Origin of the sequence: Clostridium sp. UBA5119, assembly GCF_002414285.1 — a bacterium.
Lineage (GTDB): Bacteria > Bacillota > Clostridia > Clostridiales > Clostridiaceae > Clostridium_J > Clostridium_J sulfidigenes.
The window spans coordinates 36,513-59,609 of the sequence record NZ_DHYX01000050.1; the positions used below are offsets into that span (position 1 = coordinate 36,513).

Sequence of the window (23,097 nt, forward strand, 5' to 3'; positions counted from 1 at the left end):
GTATTTGAAATCTAATCTATAACTTATTAGGTGTAATAAAAAGCTATTATATTTATATTAAACCTTGTTTTTCTAAAAATTCTCGGGATACATCATTAGGTTCCATCTGTAGTTCATCAACTTTATAATTAAGTTCCATCATGATATCATCATTAAGGATAGTTGATAATTGTTCCAATAGAGGAATTATTTCTGGATACTCTTTAAGAGTTTCTCCTCTAACTATAGGCATGGCATAATAGGGTGGGAAAAAGTTCTTATCATCTTTTAATGTCTTTAGTTTAAATTTCTTTAGCAATCCGTCTGTTGCAAAGGCATCTACCACATCTACCTCTTTGCTGATTAAAGCAGTATATCGAGGAGAACCATCAAGGCCTATGGAATCTTTGAATGAAAAATTGTATTTTTTACTTAGTCCAGGAAGACCATCTTCCCTATTTAAGAATTCTAAGGTAGTTCCAGACTTTAGATTACTAGCAATGAGTGAGAGATCACTGATGCTTTCTAAATTATACTTTTCAGCTGTTTCTTGTTCAACAGCTAGAGTATAAGTATTATTAAAGTTCATTTGTTTTAAAACTTCAATATCAAATTTTTCTTTGAAATCTTTTTTTACAGTATCATATACTTTTTCCATATCACTTATAGGAGGGTTACCTAAGGTATCTCCATAAGCTGTCCCACTATATTCAATATATAAGTCTATGTCATCAGATTTTAAAGCAGAAAAACATACTTGAGTACCACCAAGATTTATTTTACGATTTACTGAAATATCCGTATTTTCTTCAATTAAATCTGAAACCATGTGGCCTAATATCATTTGTTCACTGAAATCTTTACTCCCTATAGTAATTACTTTTGAGTTAGTATTAACATTAGTAATTGCAGAAAATATAAATATTAGAATAATAAAAATACTTGAGACTGCTAATATTCCTTTTTGTATTTTACGAGTTTTCATGAAATCTTTTTTTGTATTAGACTTAACCTTTTGTAAACTGATTGGAGTTGTTAGTTTTTCAACAATACTAGCTAGAAAATCTACAGCTAAAGCTAGTATACATGCTGGGATTGCACCAGCTAGTATTTGATTATTATTTACAGTTCTTATTCCGGAGAATACAAGGTAACCTAATCCACCGGCACCTATAAAGGCAGCAATGGTCATTAAGCCAACAGCAGTAACAGAAGAAATTCGAACTCCAGCCATTATAACAGGGAGAGCTAATGGAATTTGAATTTTTGTTAGAATTTGAAATTTTGTCAATCCTATTCCTTTTGCGGCTTCAATTGTCTGTGGGTTAATATTAGAAATCCCAGTATAAGTATTTTTGATTATAGGCAACAAGGAATATAGAATTACTGTTGTAACTGCAGGGAGAGTTCCTATACCTAAAAATGGTATGGAAAATCCTAATAAAGCCATGCTAGGGATAGCTTGAATAATATTTGCTGCTCCAAGAATTGGTTTATTTAACTTCTTGACATAGGAAATTAGAATTCCTAGGGGAACACCTATTAAAATTGCTAGGCCAACTGAAATTGCAGTAAGTCTGATATGCTCAATCAATAATGATATAATTTGTGTTTTATTTTGTAAAATGTATTCTAAAATATTCATATTACTACGCCTCCTCTTCTATATATTGTTGACTTAGCGTTGTAACAAGACTACTTTCAGTAATTAATCCAATAAGACTGCTACTATCATTTAAAACAGGAACTGTTGAAATATTATTCTCATTTACAATTTTTAAAATATCAATTATAGTATCATTTGGAGAAACATAAATATAATTATTGTTAAGAATAGAACTGACTTGAATTGATTTATCATCAATTGATCGCATTTGTTTTGCCTTTACTATTCCTTGCAGTTTTTTTGATTTGTTATCAACAACCATTAAGCTATCAACTTTGTATGAACGCATCTTTTCTATACATTTAAATATTGATAGATCCTTAGAACAAGTTATAGGATTTTCTATCATAATATCTTCGGCTTTAATAAATTCAGGAGAGGTCCATATTCTTTTTTTACCAACAAATTGTGATACAAAATCATTGACAGGATTTTTCAATATATTTTCAGGTGTATCGTATTGAATAATTTTACCTTTATCCATGATGCACATCTTATCTGATATTTTTATAGCTTCATCCATATCGTGAGTTACAAATATAATAGTTTTCTTTAGTTTTGATTGTAAATTCACAAGTTCATCTTGCAAACTTGAACGAGTAATTGGATCAAGAGCTGAAAACGGCTCGTCCATTAATATTATATCTGGATTAGTGGCAAAGGCTCTTGCGACACCTACTCTTTGTTGTTGCCCTCCACTAAGTTCTACAGGATATCTATTAAGAAATTTATCACAATCAAGACCAACCATGTCCATTAAATCATATGTTTGTTGTGTGATATCTTCAGGATTTTTATTTTGAACTTTTGGTATTAATTCAATATTTTCTCTTATGGTCATATGAGGAAATAAACCTGTTTGCTGAATAACATAACCCATATTTCTTCTAAGATCTATTACATTTTTAGTGCCAATATCTTCATTGTTAATATAGATTTTACCAGAAGTTGGTGTTATGAGACCATTAATCATTTTCAGTGTAGTTGTCTTTCCACAACCACTTTCACCTATAATAGCCACTAGTTTACCTTTTTCAATCTCAAAAGAGACATCAGAAAGAACAGTAGTATTTTTAAATTTTTTTGAAATATTCTCGAATTTTATCAATGTAAATCCTCCTTTGTAAAGTAACAACCTAATTATAAATGCAAGTTGTTACTTTGTCAAATTCAAAAAATAAAAATAAGCTATTCCAAAATAATATTAATCTTAGTTCATATACTAGCAAAGATTAATGAATTATTTTGAGATAGCCTTATTAATTTATATTAAGTTTATTACAAATAATTTAAATTAGGGATATAAAAATTTTTTTATACGCTCAATAGAATTTTCATCTCCAACAAAATAAAATATATCATTTTCTTGAAAAACTGCGTATGGTCCTGGCGATATAAGTAAAGAGTCATTTCTTCTGATTGCAATTATTGTTGCTGAAGTATTATGCCAAAAGTTTATATCAGATACAGATTTATTAATATAAGGTGTAGCAGATGTTATTTCTACTTGAAATGGTGTAAATGGATTTACAGAGCGTAATCTATCAGTTTTATCTATTAGATCAGAAAGACATCCATATAAGAATTTTATTTCTTTTTTTTGTCTTTCAACACTATCAATAATATCCTGCTTTAGATTACTTATAGTATTAATATCATCATATTGTTTAATAAATTTTATAGCATTTTCGTAGGACTTTATAGTAACTCCACTACCTTTGGAAGTATCCACAATATTTAAGTCTGATAATACACAAATAGCACGCCTTGCGGTTTCAGATGAGACACCATATTGACTTGCAAGAGAAGATCTTGCATAAATCTTATCACCAACTTTATAATGACCATCAACGATTTTGGCTGCAACATCGGCAGCTATTTGTTGATATCTAGGGCTTGTTATTTTAAATTTATTTTCCATAATAATTCTCCTATAACTATATTAATAACAAAATTAAATATATCATATTTAATTTTAAATTAATATATATTAGTACAAATAAAATTAGCATTCCACTTTATTATAATGAATTGACATAGAATATAATAGTGATATACTTTAATTAACATCTTCCATAAACGTTTACACTTTGTAGGAAGTAAGTTTACTTTTTGAACGTAACAACATTTTAAAGAAAATATTAAAATTAATTTTAATATTTCTATAGACGATATTAATAGTATATATTCTATTATATTGTAATAAAAGACTAAAATAAAGAAATTTTAAATTTTGTAGAAAAATATATTTTGAAATTTTAGTATTTTGTATTATAATAACATTATAGAACAAATTTTTTATGCTATATATTAACAATTTAATATATATAATTAGTTTCATTTAAAATTTCCCTATAATTTTAAAAGAACTAGACATTAAACAAGACACAGACAGAAAAAGTCTACCATATAGATGGTAGGCTTTTTCTGATTTTATATTGCTTATTAAAGATAAGAATTTAAATGATTAAAATAGAAAAAATAATTGATAAAATATATTGAAATTAATTGTTGGTTATTATAATGTATACATATTAAAATGATTATCTCTATAAGGATTTAGGAAGGGAGTTACTATGAATAAGTGTAAAAAGGTTATATGCGTATCTATAGGGTTGATATGTTTTACACTTGGAGCTATAGGGATTATATTGCCTATACTCCCTACAACACCATTTTTGCTGTTAGCCTCTTTTTTCTTTGTAAAAGGGTCTGAGAGATTTGATCTTTGGTTCAAGAATACAAAGATATATAAAAAACACCTAGATAGTTTTGTAAAGGAAAAAGCAATGACTTTAAAACAAAAGATGACTATATTGTTATTTGCTGATTTTATGATGGCATTTCCACTGATAATTTTAGATAGTTTAGTTATAAAATCCATGATTGTTTTAATGATAATAATTAAATATTACTATTTTTTATTTGTAATAAAAACTATTAATAATTAATAGTTTTAAACTTCAATTGACAAGTTGCTAAATATATATATAATTATAAGTATAATAGCTAAATGCAAAGAAAAGGAAAGTAACTTTAAGAATACTTATACAGAGAGCTTTTATTGGTGAGAAGAAGCAAAGGATATTAAAGCGAAAATGGCCTTGGAGCAGTGCACCGAGATTTAATATTAAGGCTGCAACGGTTTCACCCGTAATAGTGATAGAGTATAACTATAAACAGGATTTTTATGAGAAATTTTATCTATGTACTAGTCATGGAATAAGTTTCATGTAAGCAATTTTAATTATAGCGTACTTGAAGAGATTTATATTGTGAAATGTAAATGAAGTAGGATGGTAACACGAAGTTTTAACTCTCGTTCCTAAGATTAATTTCTTAGGAGCGGGAGTTTTTTAGTTTTACTCCAAATTTATGATTTGGAGAAGTAAAAAATTAAATAGTATAAGAGGAGGAGAGTAGAATGAATATTTTAATTGGAGGAGCATGGCCATATGCCAATGGTTCATTGCACATAGGTCATATTGCAGCATTATTGCCTGGAGATGTTATAGCTAGGTATTATAGAGCAAAAGGGGATGATGTATTATATATTTCAGGAAGTGATTGTCACGGAACACCTATTTCTATTAGAGCAAAAAAAGAGGGTGTACTATCTGAAGTTATAGCTAATAGATATCATGAGGAATTTAAGTATTGTTTTGATAAGTTGAATTTTAGCTATGATTGTTATTCAAGAACTGATGATAATCAGCATAAAGAAGAAGTAAGAAGGATAATTACAAGTCTATATGAAAAAGGATTAATATATGAAAAAAAAGTTAGTCAAGTTTATTGTGAGGATTGCAAGCAATTTTTACCAGATAGATATGTAGAGGGAGTATGTCCGCATTGCAATAGCATTGCAAGAGGTGATCAATGTGAAAATTGTTCAACCCTTCTAGATCCTTTAGAGTTAAAGGATAGACAGTGTAAATTATGTGGTAGTAAGCCAGTAGTAAAATCTACTAAACAATTATACTTTGCATTATCTACTTTTGAAAAAGGACTTAGAAAGCATTTAGAAAGGTCTAGAAAAAACTGGAGAATAAACGCAGTAAATAGTACAGAAAGATATTTAAATGAAGGCTTGAAAGATAGAGCTATTTCTAGGGATTTAGATATAGGAATAGATATACCAATTAAAGGGTTCGAAGATAAGAAAGTATATGTATGGATTGATGCGGTATTAGGATATTTAACTGTAAGTGAGAAGTGGGGAAAAGAAAATAATAAAAATTGTAGTGATTATTGGAATAGTAGCAGTATTTCATATTATATTCATGGGAAAGATAATATACCATTTCATACAATCATACTTCCAGCATTATTAAGAGGAACAGGACCGGAGAGAAATCCAGATAAGGTTATTTCTAGTGAATATGTGACTTTAGAAGGAAAGAAAATATCAACAAGTAATAACTGGGCAATTTGGGTACCAGATATAGTAGATAGATATAATAGTGACTTAATAAGATATTTCTTTATTGCAAATGGACCGGAAAGAAGAGATACTGATTTTACTTGGAGGGAGTTCATAAATAAAAATAATGGTGAATTATTGGGAGCTTACGGAAACCTAATTAATAGAACTTTGGTATTTGCTAAGAAGAATTTTAATAGCAAGGTACCAAAAGGAAAAGTTGAAGAGTCAATTAAAAGTACTATAGAAGAATTATATAAAAATATTGGGGAAAATATAGAAGAAGGAAATTTAAAATCTGCCATAGAAAGAATATTTACATTTATACGAAGTATAAATAAATATTTTGATGAAGAAATGCCGTGGATTACAATAAAACAAGATAATAAACAGTGTGAAAATACTATTTATAATTGTTTATATGCTATTGTAAACCTAGCAAATCTTCTAAATCCATTTTTGCCAGAGTCCTCAGAAAAGATTAAAAGTTGGTTTTATTGCGAAGAAAATAGGTGGAAAGAGATTCAATTAAATTCAGGAGTAAATATAAGTGATTTTCATGTTTTATTTGAAAGACTAGAAAAGAGTATTGTTGATGAAGAATTAAGTAAATTAGAACAACATGGCAAAGATATTAAATCTACTTAATATCCATTAACAAAATATTTTAGAATATTATGATATAATTTATATGTTAGTTTATTATTAAAATTTTTGATAACTTCTTTTTTAAGAATGGTAACTTATAATTTACTATACTTTTACATTTAAGAGTTGGGAAGTGAGTATAAAGTGGTGGGTAAATATAAAGTAGTAACTTTATGTGGAAGTACGAAGTTTAAAGAGGATTTTATAAAAATTCAAAAGGAGTTAACTCTTCAGGGGATAATTGTAATATCAGTAGGATTGTTTGGCCATGCAGATGGTGAATTTGGAACTATAATTACAGATGAAGTTAAAATCATGCTAGATGATATTCATAAAAGAAAAATTGATATGGCAGATGAAATCTTTGTTATAAATAAGAATGGGTATATAGGCTCCAGCACTAGAAGTGAAATTGAATATGCGAAGGAACATGGCAAAAAAATAGTTTACTTGGAGCCAAATTATGAATAATTACTAATGAAAATAAGATATTTAGGAGTGAGTTTATGTTATTAGAGAAAGTAGATAGCATTATATTTGATTTAGATGGAACTATGTGGGATTCATTAGATGCTATTGTAGAGATATGGAATGAAGCTATAAAGGATTTTAATGATATAGATGCAATAATTACAAAGGAAAAATTAAAGTCAGTAGTAGGTGTACCAGTTATAGATATAGTAAAGGCTCTTCTTCCAAATTTACAAGAGGAGCGAGCAATTGAATTCATGAATTGTTGTTGTAAGAAAGAAATTGAATACTTACCGCTTCATGGAGGAATCCTTTTTCAAGGACTAGAAGAAACCTTAAAGAAGCTTTCACAAAAATATAAGCTATTTATAGTTAGTAACTGTCATCATGGATATATAGAAGCTTTTTTTCATGCCCATAACATGAAAAAATATTTTATAGATTTTGAACACCCGGGGAGAACAGGACTTACAAAAGGTGAAAATATAAAGCTTATAATTAATAGAAATAATTTAAGGAATCCTATATATGTTGGGGATACACAAGGGGATAGAAATGCAGCTAGGTTAGCAGGAATACCTTTTGTGTATGCATCTTATGGATTTGGGGATGTGGAAGATTATGATTATAAAATAGATAGGTTTCCAGAACTAATAGATATGTATCTTTAGACAATAAAAATATATAATCCCAATGAAAATATATAATTTTTTCATTGGGATTAGTTTTTAATATTACTATTCTAATTAGTTGAATTTTTATTTATATTTAAGCAAACAATAACTCCAATGGACATACAAATAAGTATGAGTAAAGATGATATTTCAGTAGATATAATATCAGATGTGCTTATTAAAGTTAATAATTTTGATTGAATATTAACGTCAAATCCTAAAAGCATAGAAATAGATGAGACGATAGTAACTATTAGAGATAATACAGATAATCCACAGATTATTCCGGTAATTATACGAATTAAATTTTCTTTTCTTTTCATATAACTGTTATTTAGATAAGTTTAAAGTGTTATCTAAAATCCTCCTTGCCTTTAAGTTGTAAAGTAATTATAACATTTTTTTAAACAATATTAAACCTATGAATATAATATAAGTAATTATACTATGAGGAGGAGGGAATTATGGATTATATAGTAGTGTTAGAAAGGCTTATAGTAGGCGTTATAGTGGGGGGACTTGTTGGATATGAAAGGGAATTTAAAAATAGTCCAGCGGGGTTTAGAACTCATATGTTAGTATGCTTAGGTGCTACAATTATTTCTTTAATAGCAGAGTACGATCTACAAAAAATTATGATTATCGCTCAAAATCCTATGTATGCTGAAGTTATAAAAGTTGATACAGCTAGATTAGGAGCTCAGGTTATAAGTGGTGTTGGTTTTTTAGGAGCGGGTACAATTTTAAGAGAGAAAGGGTCTGTAAGGGGATTAACTACTGCTGCAACTCTTTGGACTGTAGCATGCTTAGGATTAGCAGTAGGAAGAGGACTTTATGCACTATCCTTAACAGCAGCCTTAATCATATTTATAATACTAAGCTTATTTAAAAAGGCTGATAGAGTTATACAAAAAGATACAAATTGGAGAATATGGTTTATGAAAAAAGAAAAGGAAGATGAGGTTGATGAAGATTATAATATTGCTGAAGGAAAAAATAGTGAGGATGTTATAACTTTATACGAGAAAGTAAATGAGCCAATAAGTAGAGAGTAGTCTCTACTTATTGGCTTTATAATATTAGTATTAACCACCATAAATAGTATTCTACCAGCTTTCATTTGGTTTACCACCATACATAAGTCCCTCTGCAACCCAAGTATTACTTTTTTTACTATAAAATATATATAGCCACTTGACGGTTACACCCTTATCGAAGACAGAATTTCCTGGTTCTTTAACGTTTATTTCTAGTTCGTAATAAGCTTTATTATTTCTTACTTTAGCATTACGGATTTTTACATAATCAATATCTATTTCATCCCATATTTTTTGACCTTCTTCTAAAGTAGTACTATTAGAAGAATTAACTGTGTAATTATAAATGAAGGAATATTCTTTGTTTATCATAGCATTCATATATAAATTACAAAATTCTTCAGCGGAGCTAATATCATGGTTTAGAGAGGTAGAATCATTAGTTTGCAGTAAATGAGAATCCCAATTTTGTGGATTATAATATTTTTTAAACAAGCTTCTCTAATTTTAGTTTCATCTTCAGGAGAAAGTGTAACAATATCTGTCTCCCAATTAGAAGGAGGACGTCCTTCAAGAGAGCTTTCAAAAAGTTTGGAAAGTTGATCTGCTAAAGCGTAGTCTGAAATATTATAGTAATTTTCTATAAAAGTTTCTGCAACGGTTTTATCAGGAGAAGGGTTTACTCTTTCGCAAGCAATTAGGAAAGATATGACTATGCTAAAGAAAAGTATAATACATAACAAGGATATACCATTAAGTTTTTTTTCTTATCAAAAATATTTTTAAATCTTTTTTCATGTTATCTATACCTCCATTAAAATTGATTGAAAAGGTATTAATCATTATTGTCACCTTCTACAAATGTAATATATAATTATATTTTACATTTGTAGAAGGTTTATATCAAGAAAAAANNAAAAAATGTAAATAGATGTAAAATTTATAATTGCATTTATGTATTAAAAGGTATGTTGTAGAAAATAAAAGTTGGGAATTTAATTATTTTTATAATATACAATTTGAAAAATAATTGAATATATTTACATAAAATATAATAAATGTGATATAATTGATATTAATAAAAACTGAGGAGATAGTCAGGATATAATTTTGCGTTTAATATAAAAATTATATTTATCTAAATATTTGAATTAACAATAACTTTATGGAGGTTATAGTATGAAAAAAACTGCAATTTTAACTATAAGTGATAAAGGTTCTGAAGGACAGCGTATAGATGAGACAGGGCAAGTGTTAAGGGAGTATTTAGAAAAAAATAAATATATAGTCCATTATTATAAAATTATACCTGATGAAGTTGAAGATATAAAAAAAGAACTTATATATATATGTGATGAATTAAATATACCCTTGGTAATTACTAATGGAGGAACTGGATTTTCAAAGAGGGATGTAACTCCAGAGGCAACTTTACAAATTATAGAAAAGTATGTACCTGGTATTGGAGAATTTATGAGAATGAAGTCTATGGAAATCACACCAAGAGCTATGCTGTCTAGGGGAATTGCGGGTATTAGAAAGAAATCTTTAATTATAAATCTACCAGGAAGTCCTAGAGGTGCTAAAGAAAATATAGAATTTATTTTACCGTCTTTAGATCATGGACTAAAGATTTTATCTGGAGAAACTTCAGAATGTGCTAGGAGCAAAGTTGATTTATAGGGAGTATAAAGGGAGGAGTATTTATGGAAGATTCCCATGGACGTAACATAAATTATTTAAGAGTGTCTCTTACGGATATGTGCAATTTAAGATGTATGTATTGTATGCCAGAAGGAAAGTGTAATCAAAATTATGTTAGTTCAAAAATGTCTATAGAAGAAATAGATTTAATTATTAGAATATTTGCTGAATATGGTGTTGAGAAAGTTAGATTTACTGGTGGAGAACCGTTGATTGTAAAGGATATTTCTAAGATTATATATAATGCATCCCAAGTTAAAGGAATTAAAGATATATCTTTAACTACTAATGGCATATTTTTGAAAGATAAAATAGATGAATTAAAGAAGGCTGGGTTAAATAGAGTAAATGTTAGTATGGATACATTAAAGGAAGATAAGTATGAAAGAATAACAGGACGATCATATCTTAAAAAAGTTAAAGAAGGTATAGAAGTATGTTTGGATAAGGGCATTACTCCGGTGAAAATTAATGTAGTGCTTATGAAAGGTATAAACTTAGACGAAGTTGATGAGTTTATTAAAATTGCAGAGAAAATGCCTATAGATATGAGGTTTATAGAATTAATGCCTATAGGAGCAGGTACAGAGTTATTTAAAAATCATTTTATACCCTATAAGGATATAGTAGAGTCATATCCTAATCTTATACCAGAAGATCATATAGTATCTTCAACGGCAGAACTTTATAAAAGTAGTAAGGGAAAAGGGAGAATTGGATTTATTAGTCCTTTAAGTTGTAATTTTTGTAGTGAGTGTAATAGAGTTAGATTAACTGCTGAAGGTGGAATTAAGTCTTGTTTGCATGGTGAAGAAGAAATTAATATTCTATCAGATGTACGAGATTTATTAAAAAAGTATAATTTATCATATTGTGATTTACGAGAGAGTAGAGAATATAGTATTCTTAAGAAAAAGATTTTAGAAGCTATGTATAATAAGCCATTAGGACATAGACTATCTATGGAAGGAAAAAGCAGAAGCAATAAGCAAATGTTTCAAATAGGAGGATAACTTATGATTAAAGATGTTCAAATAGATGAAGGATTCACTCATATAAATAAGCAAGGAAGAGCTAGAATGGTAGATGTTAGTGAAAAGAAAAAGACAGATAGAGAGGCAATAGCATGTGGTTCTATTTATATGAAGAAATCTACTTTAGAAAAAATAGATAAAGGGGAAATTATAAAGGGAGATGTACTTTCCGTAGCTCAAGTGGGTGGGATAATGGGAGCAAAGAAAACTTCAGATATAATTCCAATGTGTCATTCTATAATGATGTCAGGGTGTGATATTACCTTTCAGCTAGATTATGAGAAAAGTAAGGTAGATATAATAGCTACAACTAAAACAATAGGGGAAACCGGAATAGAAATGGAAGCCTTAACAGCGGTATCCATAGCAGCATTAACTATATATGATATGTGTAAGTCAGTAGATAAATCAATGGTTATAAGTGATATTAGGCTGCTTCGAAAGATTGGTGGAAAATCTGGAGAGATTAATTATTTTTAAAGTTAGGAGAAGATGGCTATGGCAAAGGTTATTAGTATAAATATAAGTACTGGGAAAGGGGTTATAAAAACACCTATAAAAAGAGGTTTCTTTAAGATAGACTTCGGATTAGAAGGAGATGCTCATGGTGGTAATTGGCATAGACAAGTTAGCTTGTTAGGAGATGAAAGCATAGATAAGCTTAGAGGAAAAATAAATAAAGAATTAGTCCCAGGAATATTTGCAGAAAATATAACAACACAAGGAATAACGTTATATGAACTACCCATAGGAACAAAGCTTTCTATTGGAGAAGTTATTATGGAGGTGACACAGATTGGGAAAGAATGCCATAAGGGCTGTGAAATAATGAAGACCACAGGGGAATGTGTTATGCCTAGAGAAGGAATTTTTGCTCAAGTATTAGAAGAAGGATGGATAGAACCTGGTGATGAGATTTCTGTAATTAAGTATTGGAAAGCTTGAGTTAAACTATAATTGAAATTTGTAATAACATTGATTATAAAATTGATGGTTTGGGAGCTATGAGTTTAAAATCCGAATTCTTTAGAAAGATATAAGCTATAATTAACTCTACAAAAGGAAACTTCCATGAATTATATGTAGTTCATGGAAGTTTTCTTTTCTTATTTTAATCTAAACACTACGGTAACAGGATTATGATCAGAGTATTTAAAATCTTGATCAGTACCTTTAGTAGAAATAATTTCAATATTATCAGATACTAGAAAACCATCAATTATTGAAGTTAGATTTTCACCCTTAATATAAGGAGTAGCTACAGTTCTAGAAGTAGCAATGGTCTTGTCATAAGCCCAAGAGTAACCGCTGGGAACAAAATCCTCAGGAATATCTTGTAACCACTCAGGCCATTTTTCAGTAGTAGTAAAATCGAAGGCATTAGTACCTGGAATTTGTTGATTCCAATCGCCACCTATAATTACATAGTTTCCTTTCAAATATTCTTCTTCTAAAATAGATTTAATATATCCAAGTTGTACTTTACGTATAGCACCACCTTTGTCATATGCAGAAAGATGAGCGTTTATAGCAACTAACTCCTTACCATTATCTACAGTGAATCTGTTTATTACCATAGCTCTATCTAAATCAGCTAATTGAACAAAGAATGAAGACTTACCGGGTAAATCATGTCTAGTAGCAGATTCTAGGTTGAATTTAGAAAGTGTTGTAAGCCCAGCAAGAACTTGTCCATGAGGTTTAAATATAGGTATAGGAACCCATGGAACCTTATAATTTATAGCAAAGTTTGTACTATAATCACTAAAACTTTTCTTAATTCTTTCTAGCTGATTAACTTTGTAGCTCCTAGTAGCTTTTACGTCTACTTCTTGTAGAAATATTATGTCAGAATTTAAATCTTTAATTATCTTTTCTATACCGTCTAGATTTTCAAATACCTTTTCTTCGCTTGTTCCTCTAGACATAACTCCACCATCCATAAAGAAATCCACTGTATCGTCCATTGTACCATATCCGATATTGAAGGTAGTTATGCTTAGATCTAAGTTAGTGTTAATAATTTTATTTTTGTTATTTTCTATATCAATAGCAGTTTTTTCTTCAGGTTTATAATCTGTAACTATCATAAAAACAATATAGGTAGCCAATATAACTGCAAGGGCTAAAAGTATAGTTATTGATATTTTTAATATCTTTTTCCCCATATAATCCTCCTAAAAATAAATAATGTAATACTATTTTAACATGGAAACTATGGACAGAGTAAAAACTTATATTAAAAACTCATTTATAGAATTGTCTATGGCTACTTCTGAGAATATGATATTAGTGCTAGTTATTGCATAAGGAGATACTTCATTAATAAATTTCTCAATTTCACCTAAGTCTTTAACTGAAAGTTTAACAAGAAAACAACCATCTCCAGCAATTCTATAGCACCATTCACTATGATTGTAATCTTTAATAAAATTTTTGAACCGTTCATACTCGCCATTTCTCATGGTAACTTTAATTATACAATTAATAGATAGTCCAAGATTCTTTTTATTTATGCTAATAGTATAGCCTTCTATGATTCTGTTATCTTCAAGTCTTTTTAATCTCTCTGTAACAGAAGATGGAGATAAATTAATTCGTTTTGACAATTCTCTTATGGATAATCTACTGTTTTTCTCTAGTTCAGATAGAATCATTGCATCAATTTCATCAAATTTCATTTAAAATATTTTCTCCTTTTTATTGTTTTATATAATACATATATTAATTTTATTATATGTCATATGAAGTACAAAATTCAATTTTAGTTGTATATAATATTTATAAAATAAGAGTTAACTAATAAAGGAGAAGTTTTATGGCAAAAATAAATTTTTCAAATGAAGGGATAACACCTTTTGAACAATTACTTGGATATAATAATGATATAATGAAAGGTTGGACTAATCTAGAAATGAGCTTTTTAAAATCTACAACGTTTAGTTATGAATTAAAAGAAGAAGTAAGACGTACTCTTGCTTTTAATAATGGATGTAAATATTGTATGGCAAAGGGAAAGCCTTCTAAAGATATAGAAGATGTTAGAATATTAATGGCAACAAAGATTGCAGATATGATTTCGAGCAATATACCTTTGCCAGAGGAGGTTTTTAAAGATTTAAGGGAATTGTTTAGTGAGAAGGATATCTCAGAACTTTTTGCTTTAATTTGCTTTTTTACAGCATCGCAAAGGTTTGGAGCTTTACTTGATTTGGAACCTAGCTGTTCAATATATATTTAGAAGATTTATTTCAAGATAAGTTAGTGCTTAAGTATTGACAAAGGAACTGTTTAATATTTTAAATAGTTCCATATTTATATGTTTTTATAGATAAAATCCTCATATTATAACTTAGATAAATCATAATCTACTACCCTAGGGTCTATTCAAAAAAAAGTTTATATTGTAAAATAAATGTCTAGTTTTAATAAAGTTTTATTTTATTGTATAATTAAGTGGAAAGTTTTAAGAATTAAAAATAACTATAAATATAAGTAAATTTATTTAAGCAAGAGAAAATAAGTAAGGTGTGAGAGAAGTGGCTAAGGTTATTATTGCGGAAAAACCATCCGTGGCAAAGAATATTGCAGAAGCTTTAAATATAAAAACTAGAAAAGATGGATACTTTGAGGGTGAGAATTATTTAGTTACGTGGGCGTTCGGTCACTTATTACAACTATATGATGCTAAAGATTATGATGAAAGCATGAAAGGATGGGAGTTTTCTAAATTTCCATTTATACCTAAGGAGTTTAAATATAAGATAAAAAGTGATTCACTTAATAGAAATATTACTGATAAGGGGGCTGAGAAACAGCTTAGCATTATCAAATCACTTATAGATAGAGAGAATGTAGATGGAATAATATCCGCTACCGATTTTGATAGAGAGGGTCAGGTTATAGCAGATGAACTATTTATATATTTCAATGAAGAAAAGCCTGTATATAGACTTCTTTTAAATGAGTGGACTCCAGATGAAGTAAAAAAGGGTATGGAAGTCTTAAAGCCTAATAGAGAAATGAAGTCCTTACAAGATGCTGGAATAGGAAGACAATGGGCAGATTGGGTTATTGGTATAAATCTTACATCTGTGGCAACTTTGAGATATAAATTTGAAGATGTTAAGATGCTAAACATAGGAAGAGTGTTATTACCAACTCTAAAGATAATCTATGATAGGGACATGGAAATTGAAAACTTTGTGGCTACTACTTATTATAAGTTATCGGCTACCTTTAAGACTAAGGCTAATGAAGAGTACGAAGGTCTATATTATGAGAATGATTCAGAAAAATTCGAAGAGAAATCTTATTTAAGTAATATAGGTAAATTACTACAAGGACAAAGAGCAGAGATAGTTGATAAGCAAACAGAGAAGAAAAGAGAATATCCACCTTATCTATTTAACTTATCAAATCTTCAAGGTCATGTTACTAGTAAATTTAAAGGATGGACTTCGGATAAGGTTTTAAAGGTTGCCCAGTCTCTTTATGAAAAAAAGTTTATTACTTATCCTAGAACTGCAAGTGTTGTTCTGGAAGAAAGCTTAGAGGATAGGACAAGGAAGGTTTTGGAGAGTCTTAAAAATGGTCTACCATACGAAAAACAAATAAAATTTGCAAAAACTAAAAGAGTTTTTGATAATTCTAAGGTGGAGAGTCATAGTGCTATAGTTCCAACTTATATAAAACCAAGTAATCTTAGTGCTGATGAAGCCATTGTTTATAATGCAGTAAAAAATAGATTTATAATGCAATTTATGCCTATTGCTGAATTTGAGGAAACAAAAATTACTGCTAAGGTTTATGATAAAAATATTAAAGGTGTATTTGTTTCCAAGGGTAAAGTTCAAATTGTTGAAGGTTGGCGTGTAGTAGAAAAGATAGAAACTAAGGACACTATACTTCCTTTAGTTATGGAAAAGGAAGTAGTGGATATTGTAGGAAATAAAGTTAACACCGTAACAAAGAAGCCACCTAAAAATCATACAGAAAAGACTTTGTTAAGGGTTATGGAAACCTGTGGTAAGAGTTTAGGAAAAGAAGAAAATAATGATGAGGATGAAAACTCTACAGAAGATAATTTAGAGGAAACTTCGGAAGAATTAATGAAGTCTATATTGAGCGGTTTTAGTATAGGAACACCAGCTACTAGAGCTGAAACTATTAAAAAACTTAAAGATATAGGATATATTACAACTAAAGGAAAAAGCTTAACTTGTACACAGTTAGGTAGGATAATGGTAGAGATGTTTCCTGTCAGGGATTTGTTTGACTTAGAATACACAGGTAAGCTAGAAAAAACTCTATCGGATATAGAAAAAGGAACTGTAGAAAAGGATACCTTTATAAATCATATTTGTGATTTTACTAGTACATCTGTGGAAATTATAAAAAAGGATACATCAATGTTATCTAAAATAAAGATAGAGCTTTCTCCTGGGACGGTTAGTGTAGGTAATTGTCCTATATGCGGAAATCCAGTAGTGGAAGGAGAAAAAAGCTTTGGATGTAGCAACTGGAAAAATGGTTGTAAATTCACTATTTGGAAGAATGATAAATACATTGAATCCTATGGTAAGAAGGTTACAAAAGAGATGGTAGAAATACTTCTTAAAAATGGTAAAGTAGGATTTAGAAATTTGAGAAGCAAGAAAGGAAATACTTTTGCTGCTTATTTTAGATATGAAAAGAATGAAGAAACAGGTTATTTAAGTTGGAAGATGGAATTTATTTAAAAAGATAAACAAGAAATTATATTTAAACTACAGATAATTAAAGTAGATTCATTATCAATTGATAATACATTGTACAAGAAAATTGTTGAGAAAGCTCACAAAGTAAGCGTAATTGAGTATTATAATAATATATTTTATCTGATGTATAGCCATCATATTGTTGATTTTCGATATTAGGGAAGAAGATAACAGTGGCTCAGCATTAGACTAAAGTCAATTGATAATGGAGGAGATTTATGGAGGAAAGAACGAGTATAGGTGTAGGAGTTAGTAAAAATACAATCTTAGCTAATGCTATTTTAGGAATAATCAAAGTATTGGCGGGGATTATGTCTAGTAGTAATGCTATGATTGCAGATGGCATCCATTCTTTTTCTGATGTGATTAGTACTATAGGAGTAATAATAGGACTAAAACTTTCTAATAAACCTGATGATAAATGCCATCCTTATGGGCATGAAAGAATTGAAAGTATTTCTTCTTTATTTTTATCTATAATGCTATTTGTGGTTGCTATATCTATAGGATATTCAGGTGTTAAAAATATTGTTTTAGGAGAAATAAAAAACCCAGGAATTTTTGCTATTTGGGCTGCTATACTGTCCATTATAGTTAAAGAGTGGATGTATTTTTATACTATAAAATATGCTGAAAAAATAAATTGCTCTGCTCTTAGAGCAGATGCTTGGCATCATAGATCAGATTCTTTTTCTTCAATGGGAGCTTTAATTGGAATAGTTGGAGCTAGAATGGGATGGCCAATTTTAGATTCAGTAGTTGCCATAGTTATTTGTGTTGTAATTATAAAAGTAGCCTGTGATGTATTAAAGCAAAGTATAAATCAATTAATAGATACTTCTGCAGATGAAGAAATTATAAGTGATATCAATGAAAAACTTCAGACTATTGAGGGAGTAAGACATATTGACAGTATAAAAACCAGACAACATGCTAATAAAGTATATGTAGATGTAGAAGTGTCTGTAGATTCAAAACTTACAGTAGAAGAAGGACATGACATAGCAATAAACATACACCATGGTGTCGAAAAAAATCATAATATTAAGCATTGTATGGTTCATATTAATCCTTATAAGTATAATTAATATGAATATTAAACTAAAGGGATGAATTATATTTGACCTAAATAATAGTAAAGATACTATATGCAATATAATTTCGTATTGCATATAGTATCTTTTAGTAAGGGGTTACATTTAATTATATTCTATTTAAGTTCAAAAGATTGGCAGTCTGTACATTCAACTACTGTAGGATTTTGTTCATGAGTTCCTACTTTAATTTGATTTAATGTACAATAGTTTTCGTTACGATTATTATACTTACAGTTGTTGATTGTACATTTAATAGATTCATTTTTTTCCATTTAAATTCACTCCTTAAAAAGTTTTTGTATTAGCTACAAAATTAGTATGGCTTTTATATTTATTATTATTCATTGTAAAGTTTCTTAAAAATATAAAAATTTATTTTGTAGTGTAATTAGAACCAAATTGAGAACGACAGAATTCTATGAAATAACCTTGAGGATGTAGACAAACAGGACAAGATTTAGGAGCTTCCTTCCCTTCATATATATATCCACAATTAGTACAAAACCATTGAATTGATTCATCACGTCTAAATAAAGTCTCTTCTTCTAATTGCTTAGCAAAATAATTAAATCTATCTCCATGAATTTTTTCTACAGAAGCTATATTACTAAATAATGTAGAAATAGTATTAAATCCTTCTTCTTTAGCAATTTTGGAAAAATTACTATAAACATCATCATATTCTTCATATTCATTGTGATGAGCAGCTTTTAACAATTTTAGAGTTGAATCATATAAGTCTACAGGATATGCACCATTTCCTATTTCTATATTATTTCCAGCTTCTTCTTTTAATTTTTGATAGAATTGATTAGCGTGAGCCATCTCTTGGTTTGCAGTATAATTAAATACTTGCTCAACTATGTAAAGTCCCTCTTTTTTTGCGTAACTTGCAGCAATAGTATATCTATTTCTTGCTTGACTTTCACCAGCAAAGGATCTCATTAAGTTAATGCGAGTTTCACTATCTTTAAAATTCATTTTTATTACCTCCAAATTTTTAAATCTTATTACTAAGTTTCCAAAAATAGAGTAATTTTATTCATAACTTTTAAAAGTAAGTTAAAGCAAGAGTTAAATTGATACGAGAAGATTATCAGAGTTAGATTATATAAGTTGAAATAGTATGGACTTAGAATCTGATATAGATAAAAAGAGTATGAGGTAGAATTAAATGTTAATACAGTAGGTATATATAGATTACTTCAATTTATAGACATTGATTTAAAATGGAGTGAAAGATATAATAAATCTATCTGTGGTTTTATATTTTCATAGCCCATGAAAATATGAAAAATTTACTGCTGAGGGACAAAAGTAGTAATTAAAAATTTCAGGGAAGGTAGGAATAATATGAAATTAAGTATTATTAAAAGGGATTCAAGAGTTAAAGACTTTGATATGGAGAGAATACATATAGCCATTAAAAAGGCTTATGAAGAAGTACATGGAAATGACTTTGTGTTTAAAGATCATTGGAGTGACTTAGAAATTAACATAGAAAAAACTATTTTAGAGTTAGGAAAAGAAGAGTTGTTTATTGAAGAAATTCAAGACATAGTAGTTAAGGCTTTAGATAATAAAGATAAAACTGTATCAAAGGCCTATGAATATTATCGTGAAAAGCGCAGAATTGCAAGAGATACTAATGGAGATACATATAAAAAATTAGATAAGGTACTTCAATGCTCTGATATTATGAACTCCAACGCTAATGTGGACGAGCATAGTTTTGGTGGTCGTAAATTTGAAAGTGCAAATGTAATATTAAAAAGGTATACCCTAGATAAGGTAATAAAGCATGAAATAGCAAGGGCACATATTGAAAATAGATTATACATACATGACTTAGATAGCTATGCTACAGGAATGCATAATTGTAGTTTTCCAGATATAAAGAAACTAGTTAACAATGGATTTATTACTAGAAATGGTGATGTAAGAGGAGCTAATGGACTATCTACAGCATTTCAATTAGTAGCAGTAATATTCCAAATACAAAGCCAAGAACAATTTGGCGGTACAGGAAGTTGTCATATAGATTATGATTTAGAAGAGCAGGTGGATATATCTTTCAAAAAGCATTTTTCTGATGCACTTTTTTACTTTGAAGATAAAGAAGTAAGCTGGAAAGAGTTAGATTCTGAAATATGTGTAGAAAATAAAGAAGAGCTAAAAAAGAAATATCCTAAGCTAACTGCTTTTGCATTAAGAGAATTAGATAGAGAGGGTATGCAATCAGCTCAAGGGTTATACCATAACCTGAATACACTAGAATCAAGACCAGGTTCTCAAGTCCCATTTACATCTATAAATTTAGGAAGAAGAACTACAGTTGCTGGTAGAATGCTTACTAGATGGCTTATGCTTGCTAGTATAGATGGAATAGGGAAGTATCATAAAACAAGTATATTCCCAATAGCAATCTTCCAATATAAAAAAGGGATTAATGATACAGAAGAAACTCCAAACTATGATTTAAAGAAGTTAGCTATAGAATCTATGTCTAAAAGAATATATCCTAACTGGGTAAACTGTGATTGGAGTAAGAATGTAGAAGATTTAAGTAATCCGGATACAGCTATGGCAACTATGGGATGTAGAACTTTAGTTGGATTTGATAGACATGGTATGGGATATTCAAAGGTAGGAAGAGGAAATGTTACTCCAGTAACAATTAACTTGGTGAAAATAGGTATAAAACATGGGATATGTTTAGGTGAAAGAGAAGAAGCTAATCTTGAAGGTTTTTGGAATGAATTAAATGAGCTTTTAGAACTTTCAGCTACAGCCTTAGTAGATAGATTTAAATATATATGTTCACAAAGTGCTAAATCAGCTCCTTTCATGTATAGAAATAAAAGTATGTTAGGTGGAGAATATGACTCAGACACTTGTATTTATGATGTAATGAAACATGGAAGCCAAGCTATAGGATATGCAGGTATTGCAGAAATGTGTCAAGCTCTCTTTGGAAAAGATCATAGTGATGATAAGGATGTTCATAAGTTTGCATTATCGGTGGTGGAAAGAATTTCAAAGTTTGCAGAGGAAGCTTCAGAAAGGTATGATTTAAACTTTGGTTGTTATGCAGCGCCAATTGAGTCTACTTGTGGGACTATAATAACAGGAAATAGAGAAATTAAAGGTTTAAGAGATGAATTTGGAATTATAAAAAATGTAACGGACAGGGAGTGGATAACTAATTCACATCACATACCAGTTTGGAAAAATGTAGATGTGTTTACAAAGTTACAACTTGAGGCTCCATTTACTAAATATCCTACTTCAGGATGTATAACTTATGTAGAATTAGATAGTTCTGTAGTAGAAAATCCAAAAGCAATAGAACAAATAATAGATTATGCCTTTAGCTTAGATATTCCTTATTTAGCATTTAACTTTCCTATAGATACTTGCCTAAAGTGTGGCTATCAAGGAGAATTTAATGATAAATGTCCAATTTGTCATAGTGAAGAAATAGAACAACTTAGAAGAGTTACTGGATATTTAACTACAGATTATCGTAACTTTAATAAAGCTAAGCAAGCTGAAGTTAAAGAAAGATTTAAGCATAGCACTATAACTAAGCTATAGGAAGGATAGTAAAAAGTGATTGATACTATAAGGTTAATAGGATATAATCCCTGTTCTTTAAATGAAGGAATAGGTCTTAGGGAAGTGTGTTATATAGCAGAGTGTACACATAAATGCCATGGATGTCACAATGAAAAGTATTGGTATAAAAAAGGGGATTTATATAAAATAGATGAGGTTGTAGATAAACTTACTAAAAATCCAATTACGGGTATAACTATAAGTGGTGGAGATGGACTAACTGTTCAATATAAAAGTACCTTAGAATTACTTAAGAAATTAAAAGAAAAATCTAATAAGAATATATGGTTATATACGGGGTATACTTGGGAGCAATTATTTAAATTAAATAAAGAAGAAGTTTTAAATTATGTAGATGTAATTGTAGATGGAAGATTTGAAATAAGCGAAAGGGATGTAACCCTAAAATTTCGAGGAAGTAGCTCACAAAGAATTATAGATGTTAAAGAAAGCCTTAGGGAAAATAAGGTTAAAGAGTTTAAATTATAAAAATTAATATAAGAGCATTAGAAAGAGGAGAGACGCAATGAGAACAAGAGGATTTGAAATAGTTACAGATGAGAAAAGAATGCATCCACAGGAAGACATACATTTACCAACAAGGGGAAGCAAGCATGCTATAGCGTATGATATATATTCACCTATAGATGTAGTTATAGAACCTATGGGGAAGCAATTAATATGGACAGATGTAAAGTCATATTTTCAACCAGGGGAAGCTTTGATTATTAATGTTAGAAGTTCTATGGGAAGTCACCCAGTTTTAATGGCTAATGCTCAAGGCTGGGTAGAGTGTGACTACTATAACAATCCTAAGAATGATGGAAACTTGGGAATAAATCTTTTAAATCTAGGAAAAGAGCCTTATATAATTAAAAAAGGTGATAGAATAGCTCAAGCTATGTTTATACCTTTCTTAGTAAGTGATAACTGTAATACAGAAGAGAAAAGAGTTGGAGGCTTTGGTAGTACAGGTAAATAATTAGT

The 23,097-nt window shown here is 29.2% G+C and carries 24 protein-coding genes; 15 read left to right on the forward strand and 9 right to left on the reverse strand.

Translation table 11 applies throughout. The features are described 5' to 3' along the window. Positions 1-52: 52 nt before the first annotated feature. The 3 genes from B2671_RS07415 to B2671_RS07425 all read right to left on the reverse strand — a co-directional run bounded on the left by B2671_RS07415 (position 53) and on the right by B2671_RS07425 (position 3,566). Positions 53-1,624, reverse strand: a complete 1,572-nt coding sequence (locus B2671_RS07415) for a glycine betaine ABC transporter substrate-binding protein (protein ID WP_346869830.1) — start codon at positions 1,622-1,624, stop codon at positions 53-55. A 4-nt stretch (positions 1,625-1,628) separates the two neighbouring features. After that, positions 1,629-2,753 carry an ABC transporter ATP-binding protein gene (locus B2671_RS07420; protein ID WP_346869831.1) on the reverse strand — a complete coding sequence of 375 codons (1,125 nt, stop codon included), beginning with the start codon at positions 2,751-2,753 and terminating at the stop codon, positions 1,629-1,631. A 186-nt stretch (positions 2,754-2,939) separates the two neighbouring features. Continuing rightward, positions 2,940-3,566 carry a TrkA C-terminal domain-containing protein gene (locus tag B2671_RS07425; RefSeq protein WP_346869832.1) on the reverse strand — a complete coding sequence of 209 codons (627 nt, stop codon included), beginning with the start codon at positions 3,564-3,566 and terminating at the stop codon, positions 2,940-2,942. A gap of 655 nt (positions 3,567-4,221) precedes the next feature. On the opposite strand from B2671_RS07425, the gene B2671_RS07430 reads away from it, so the two are divergent. The 4 genes from B2671_RS07430 to B2671_RS07445 all read left to right on the forward strand — a co-directional run bounded on the left by B2671_RS07430 (position 4,222) and on the right by B2671_RS07445 (position 7,858). Beyond that, positions 4,222-4,596, forward strand: coding sequence for a YbaN family protein (locus tag B2671_RS07430; RefSeq protein ID WP_346869833.1), 375 nt, complete (start codon positions 4,222-4,224; stop codon positions 4,594-4,596). A 473-nt stretch (positions 4,597-5,069) separates the two neighbouring features. After that, entirely contained in the window at positions 5,070-6,716 is a 1,647-nt protein-coding gene (gene metG, locus B2671_RS07435) for a methionine--tRNA ligase (protein ID WP_346869834.1), read from the forward strand. 144 nt (positions 6,717-6,860) lie between these two features. Continuing rightward, positions 6,861-7,187 (forward strand): hypothetical protein, encoded by a 327-nt coding sequence (locus tag B2671_RS07440; protein ID WP_346869835.1) that lies wholly within the window; start codon positions 6,861-6,863, stop codon positions 7,185-7,187. A 35-nt stretch (positions 7,188-7,222) separates the two neighbouring features. Beyond that, on the forward strand, positions 7,223-7,858 hold the full coding sequence (locus tag B2671_RS07445) for an HAD family hydrolase (RefSeq protein ID WP_346869836.1): 636 nt from the start codon (positions 7,223-7,225) through the stop codon (positions 7,856-7,858). A gap of 71 nt (positions 7,859-7,929) precedes the next feature. On the opposite strand, the gene B2671_RS07450 is transcribed toward B2671_RS07445, so the two are convergent. Beyond that, complete coding sequence (locus B2671_RS07450) at positions 7,930-8,184, reverse strand: hypothetical protein (protein ID WP_346847504.1); 255 nt, start codon at positions 8,182-8,184, stop codon at positions 7,930-7,932. Between the two features lie 141 nt (positions 8,185-8,325). Here B2671_RS07450 and B2671_RS07455 point away from each other — a divergent pair, with 141 nt between their 5' ends. Then, entirely contained in the window at positions 8,326-8,916 is a 591-nt protein-coding gene (locus tag B2671_RS07455; protein WP_346869837.1) for an MgtC/SapB family protein, read from the forward strand. Positions 8,917-8,967: 51 nt separating this feature from the next. Here B2671_RS07455 and B2671_RS07460 read toward each other — a convergent pair whose 3' ends face one another. Beyond that, a complete protein-coding gene (locus B2671_RS07460; protein WP_346869838.1) occupies positions 8,968-9,393 on the reverse strand; it encodes a hypothetical protein in 426 nt (141 codons plus the stop codon). Between the two features lie 684 nt (positions 9,394-10,077). Between B2671_RS07460 and B2671_RS07465 the strand changes: the two genes are divergently transcribed. From B2671_RS07465 to B2671_RS07480, 4 genes are read left to right on the forward strand one after another with little or no spacing between them, the layout of a single operon-like run. Continuing rightward, a complete protein-coding gene (locus B2671_RS07465; RefSeq protein WP_346869839.1) occupies positions 10,078-10,581 on the forward strand; it encodes a MogA/MoaB family molybdenum cofactor biosynthesis protein in 504 nt (167 codons plus the stop codon). A 23-nt stretch (positions 10,582-10,604) separates the two neighbouring features. Beyond that, positions 10,605-11,615, forward strand: coding sequence for a GTP 3',8-cyclase MoaA (moaA, locus tag B2671_RS07470; RefSeq protein WP_346869840.1), 1,011 nt, complete (start codon positions 10,605-10,607; stop codon positions 11,613-11,615). Positions 11,616-11,636: 21 nt separating this feature from the next. Next, on the forward strand, positions 11,637-12,116 hold the full coding sequence (gene moaC, locus B2671_RS07475; protein WP_346869882.1) for a cyclic pyranopterin monophosphate synthase MoaC: 480 nt from the start codon (positions 11,637-11,639) through the stop codon (positions 12,114-12,116). A gap of 18 nt (positions 12,117-12,134) precedes the next feature. Further along, on the forward strand, positions 12,135-12,581 hold the full coding sequence (locus B2671_RS07480; protein WP_346869841.1) for an MOSC domain-containing protein: 447 nt from the start codon (positions 12,135-12,137) through the stop codon (positions 12,579-12,581). 161 nt (positions 12,582-12,742) lie between these two features. Here the strand turns inward: B2671_RS07480 and B2671_RS07485 are convergent, their stop codons facing one another. Both B2671_RS07485 and B2671_RS07490 read right to left on the reverse strand, forming a co-directional pair. Further along, on the reverse strand, positions 12,743-13,804 hold the full coding sequence (locus tag B2671_RS07485) for an endonuclease/exonuclease/phosphatase family protein (RefSeq protein WP_346869842.1): 1,062 nt from the start codon (positions 13,802-13,804) through the stop codon (positions 12,743-12,745). A 66-nt stretch (positions 13,805-13,870) separates the two neighbouring features. After that, on the reverse strand, positions 13,871-14,317 hold the full coding sequence (locus B2671_RS07490; RefSeq protein ID WP_346869843.1) for an Lrp/AsnC family transcriptional regulator: 447 nt from the start codon (positions 14,315-14,317) through the stop codon (positions 13,871-13,873). 137 nt (positions 14,318-14,454) lie between these two features. Between B2671_RS07490 and B2671_RS07495 the strand changes: the two genes are divergently transcribed. The 3 genes from B2671_RS07495 to B2671_RS07505 all read left to right on the forward strand — a co-directional run bounded on the left by B2671_RS07495 (position 14,455) and on the right by B2671_RS07505 (position 18,483). Next, positions 14,455-14,877, forward strand: coding sequence for a carboxymuconolactone decarboxylase family protein (locus B2671_RS07495; protein WP_346869844.1), 423 nt, complete (start codon positions 14,455-14,457; stop codon positions 14,875-14,877). A 298-nt stretch (positions 14,878-15,175) separates the two neighbouring features. After that, entirely contained in the window at positions 15,176-17,377 is a 2,202-nt protein-coding gene (locus tag B2671_RS07500) for a type IA DNA topoisomerase (RefSeq protein WP_346869845.1), read from the forward strand. A gap of 236 nt (positions 17,378-17,613) precedes the next feature. Continuing rightward, a complete protein-coding gene (locus B2671_RS07505) occupies positions 17,614-18,483 on the forward strand; it encodes a cation diffusion facilitator family transporter (RefSeq protein ID WP_346869846.1) in 870 nt (289 codons plus the stop codon). A 122-nt stretch (positions 18,484-18,605) separates the two neighbouring features. On the opposite strand, the gene B2671_RS07510 is transcribed toward B2671_RS07505, so the two are convergent. Then, positions 18,606-18,764, reverse strand: a complete 159-nt coding sequence (locus B2671_RS07510; RefSeq protein WP_346847494.1) for a DUF1540 domain-containing protein — start codon at positions 18,762-18,764, stop codon at positions 18,606-18,608. Positions 18,765-18,864: 100 nt separating this feature from the next. After that, positions 18,865-19,473, reverse strand: a complete 609-nt coding sequence (gene rbr / locus B2671_RS07515) for a rubrerythrin (RefSeq protein ID WP_346869847.1) — start codon at positions 19,471-19,473, stop codon at positions 18,865-18,867. A gap of 372 nt (positions 19,474-19,845) precedes the next feature. Here rbr and nrdD point away from each other — a divergent pair, with 372 nt between their 5' ends. The 3 genes from nrdD to B2671_RS07530 are packed head-to-tail and all read left to right on the forward strand — an operon-like array spanning position 19,846 to position 23,092. Further along, entirely contained in the window at positions 19,846-22,089 is a 2,244-nt protein-coding gene (nrdD, locus tag B2671_RS07520) for an anaerobic ribonucleoside-triphosphate reductase (protein WP_346869848.1), read from the forward strand. 15 nt (positions 22,090-22,104) lie between these two features. Next, positions 22,105-22,599 carry an anaerobic ribonucleoside-triphosphate reductase activating protein gene (gene nrdG / locus B2671_RS07525; RefSeq protein WP_346869849.1) on the forward strand — a complete coding sequence of 165 codons (495 nt, stop codon included), beginning with the start codon at positions 22,105-22,107 and terminating at the stop codon, positions 22,597-22,599. A 37-nt stretch (positions 22,600-22,636) separates the two neighbouring features. Then, positions 22,637-23,092: a dUTP diphosphatase gene (locus B2671_RS07530; RefSeq protein WP_346869850.1), complete on the forward strand. Its 456-nt coding sequence runs from the start codon at positions 22,637-22,639 to the stop codon at positions 23,090-23,092. Positions 23,093-23,097 lie beyond the last annotated feature (5 nt).

Bases quoted from the DNA above. Each gene is read 5' to 3' on its own strand.
- B2671_RS07415 (WP_346869830.1), bottom strand. From the start codon at position 1,624: ATGAATATTTTAGAATACATTTTACAAAATAAAACACAAATTATATCA.
- B2671_RS07425 (WP_346869832.1), bottom strand. From the start codon at position 3,566: ATGGAAAATAAATTTAAAATAACAAGCCCTAGATATCAACAAATAGCT.
- B2671_RS07430 (WP_346869833.1), top strand. From the start codon at position 4,222: ATGAATAAGTGTAAAAAGGTTATATGCGTATCTATAGGGTTGATATGT.
- metG (WP_346869834.1), top strand. From the start codon at position 5,070: ATGAATATTTTAATTGGAGGAGCATGGCCATATGCCAATGGTTCATTG.
- B2671_RS07445 (WP_346869836.1), top strand. From the start codon at position 7,223: ATGTTATTAGAGAAAGTAGATAGCATTATATTTGATTTAGATGGAACT.
- B2671_RS07450 (WP_346847504.1), bottom strand. From the start codon at position 8,184: ATGAAAAGAAAAGAAAATTTAATTCGTATAATTACCGGAATAATCTGT.
- B2671_RS07455 (WP_346869837.1), top strand. From the start codon at position 8,326: ATGGATTATATAGTAGTGTTAGAAAGGCTTATAGTAGGCGTTATAGTG.
- B2671_RS07465 (WP_346869839.1), top strand. From the start codon at position 10,078: ATGAAAAAAACTGCAATTTTAACTATAAGTGATAAAGGTTCTGAAGGA.
- moaA (WP_346869840.1), top strand. From the start codon at position 10,605: ATGGAAGATTCCCATGGACGTAACATAAATTATTTAAGAGTGTCTCTT.
- B2671_RS07480 (WP_346869841.1), top strand. From the start codon at position 12,135: ATGGCAAAGGTTATTAGTATAAATATAAGTACTGGGAAAGGGGTTATA.
- B2671_RS07485 (WP_346869842.1), bottom strand. From the start codon at position 13,804: ATGGGGAAAAAGATATTAAAAATATCAATAACTATACTTTTAGCCCTT.
- B2671_RS07490 (WP_346869843.1), bottom strand. From the start codon at position 14,317: ATGAAATTTGATGAAATTGATGCAATGATTCTATCTGAACTAGAGAAA.
- B2671_RS07495 (WP_346869844.1), top strand. From the start codon at position 14,455: ATGGCAAAAATAAATTTTTCAAATGAAGGGATAACACCTTTTGAACAA.
- B2671_RS07505 (WP_346869846.1), top strand. From the start codon at position 17,614: ATGGAGGAAAGAACGAGTATAGGTGTAGGAGTTAGTAAAAATACAATC.
- B2671_RS07510 (WP_346847494.1), bottom strand. From the start codon at position 18,764: ATGGAAAAAAATGAATCTATTAAATGTACAATCAACAACTGTAAGTAT.
- rbr (WP_346869847.1), bottom strand. From the start codon at position 19,473: ATGAATTTTAAAGATAGTGAAACTCGCATTAACTTAATGAGATCCTTT.
- nrdD (WP_346869848.1), top strand. From the start codon at position 19,846: ATGAAATTAAGTATTATTAAAAGGGATTCAAGAGTTAAAGACTTTGAT.
- B2671_RS07530 (WP_346869850.1), top strand. From the start codon at position 22,637: ATGAGAACAAGAGGATTTGAAATAGTTACAGATGAGAAAAGAATGCAT.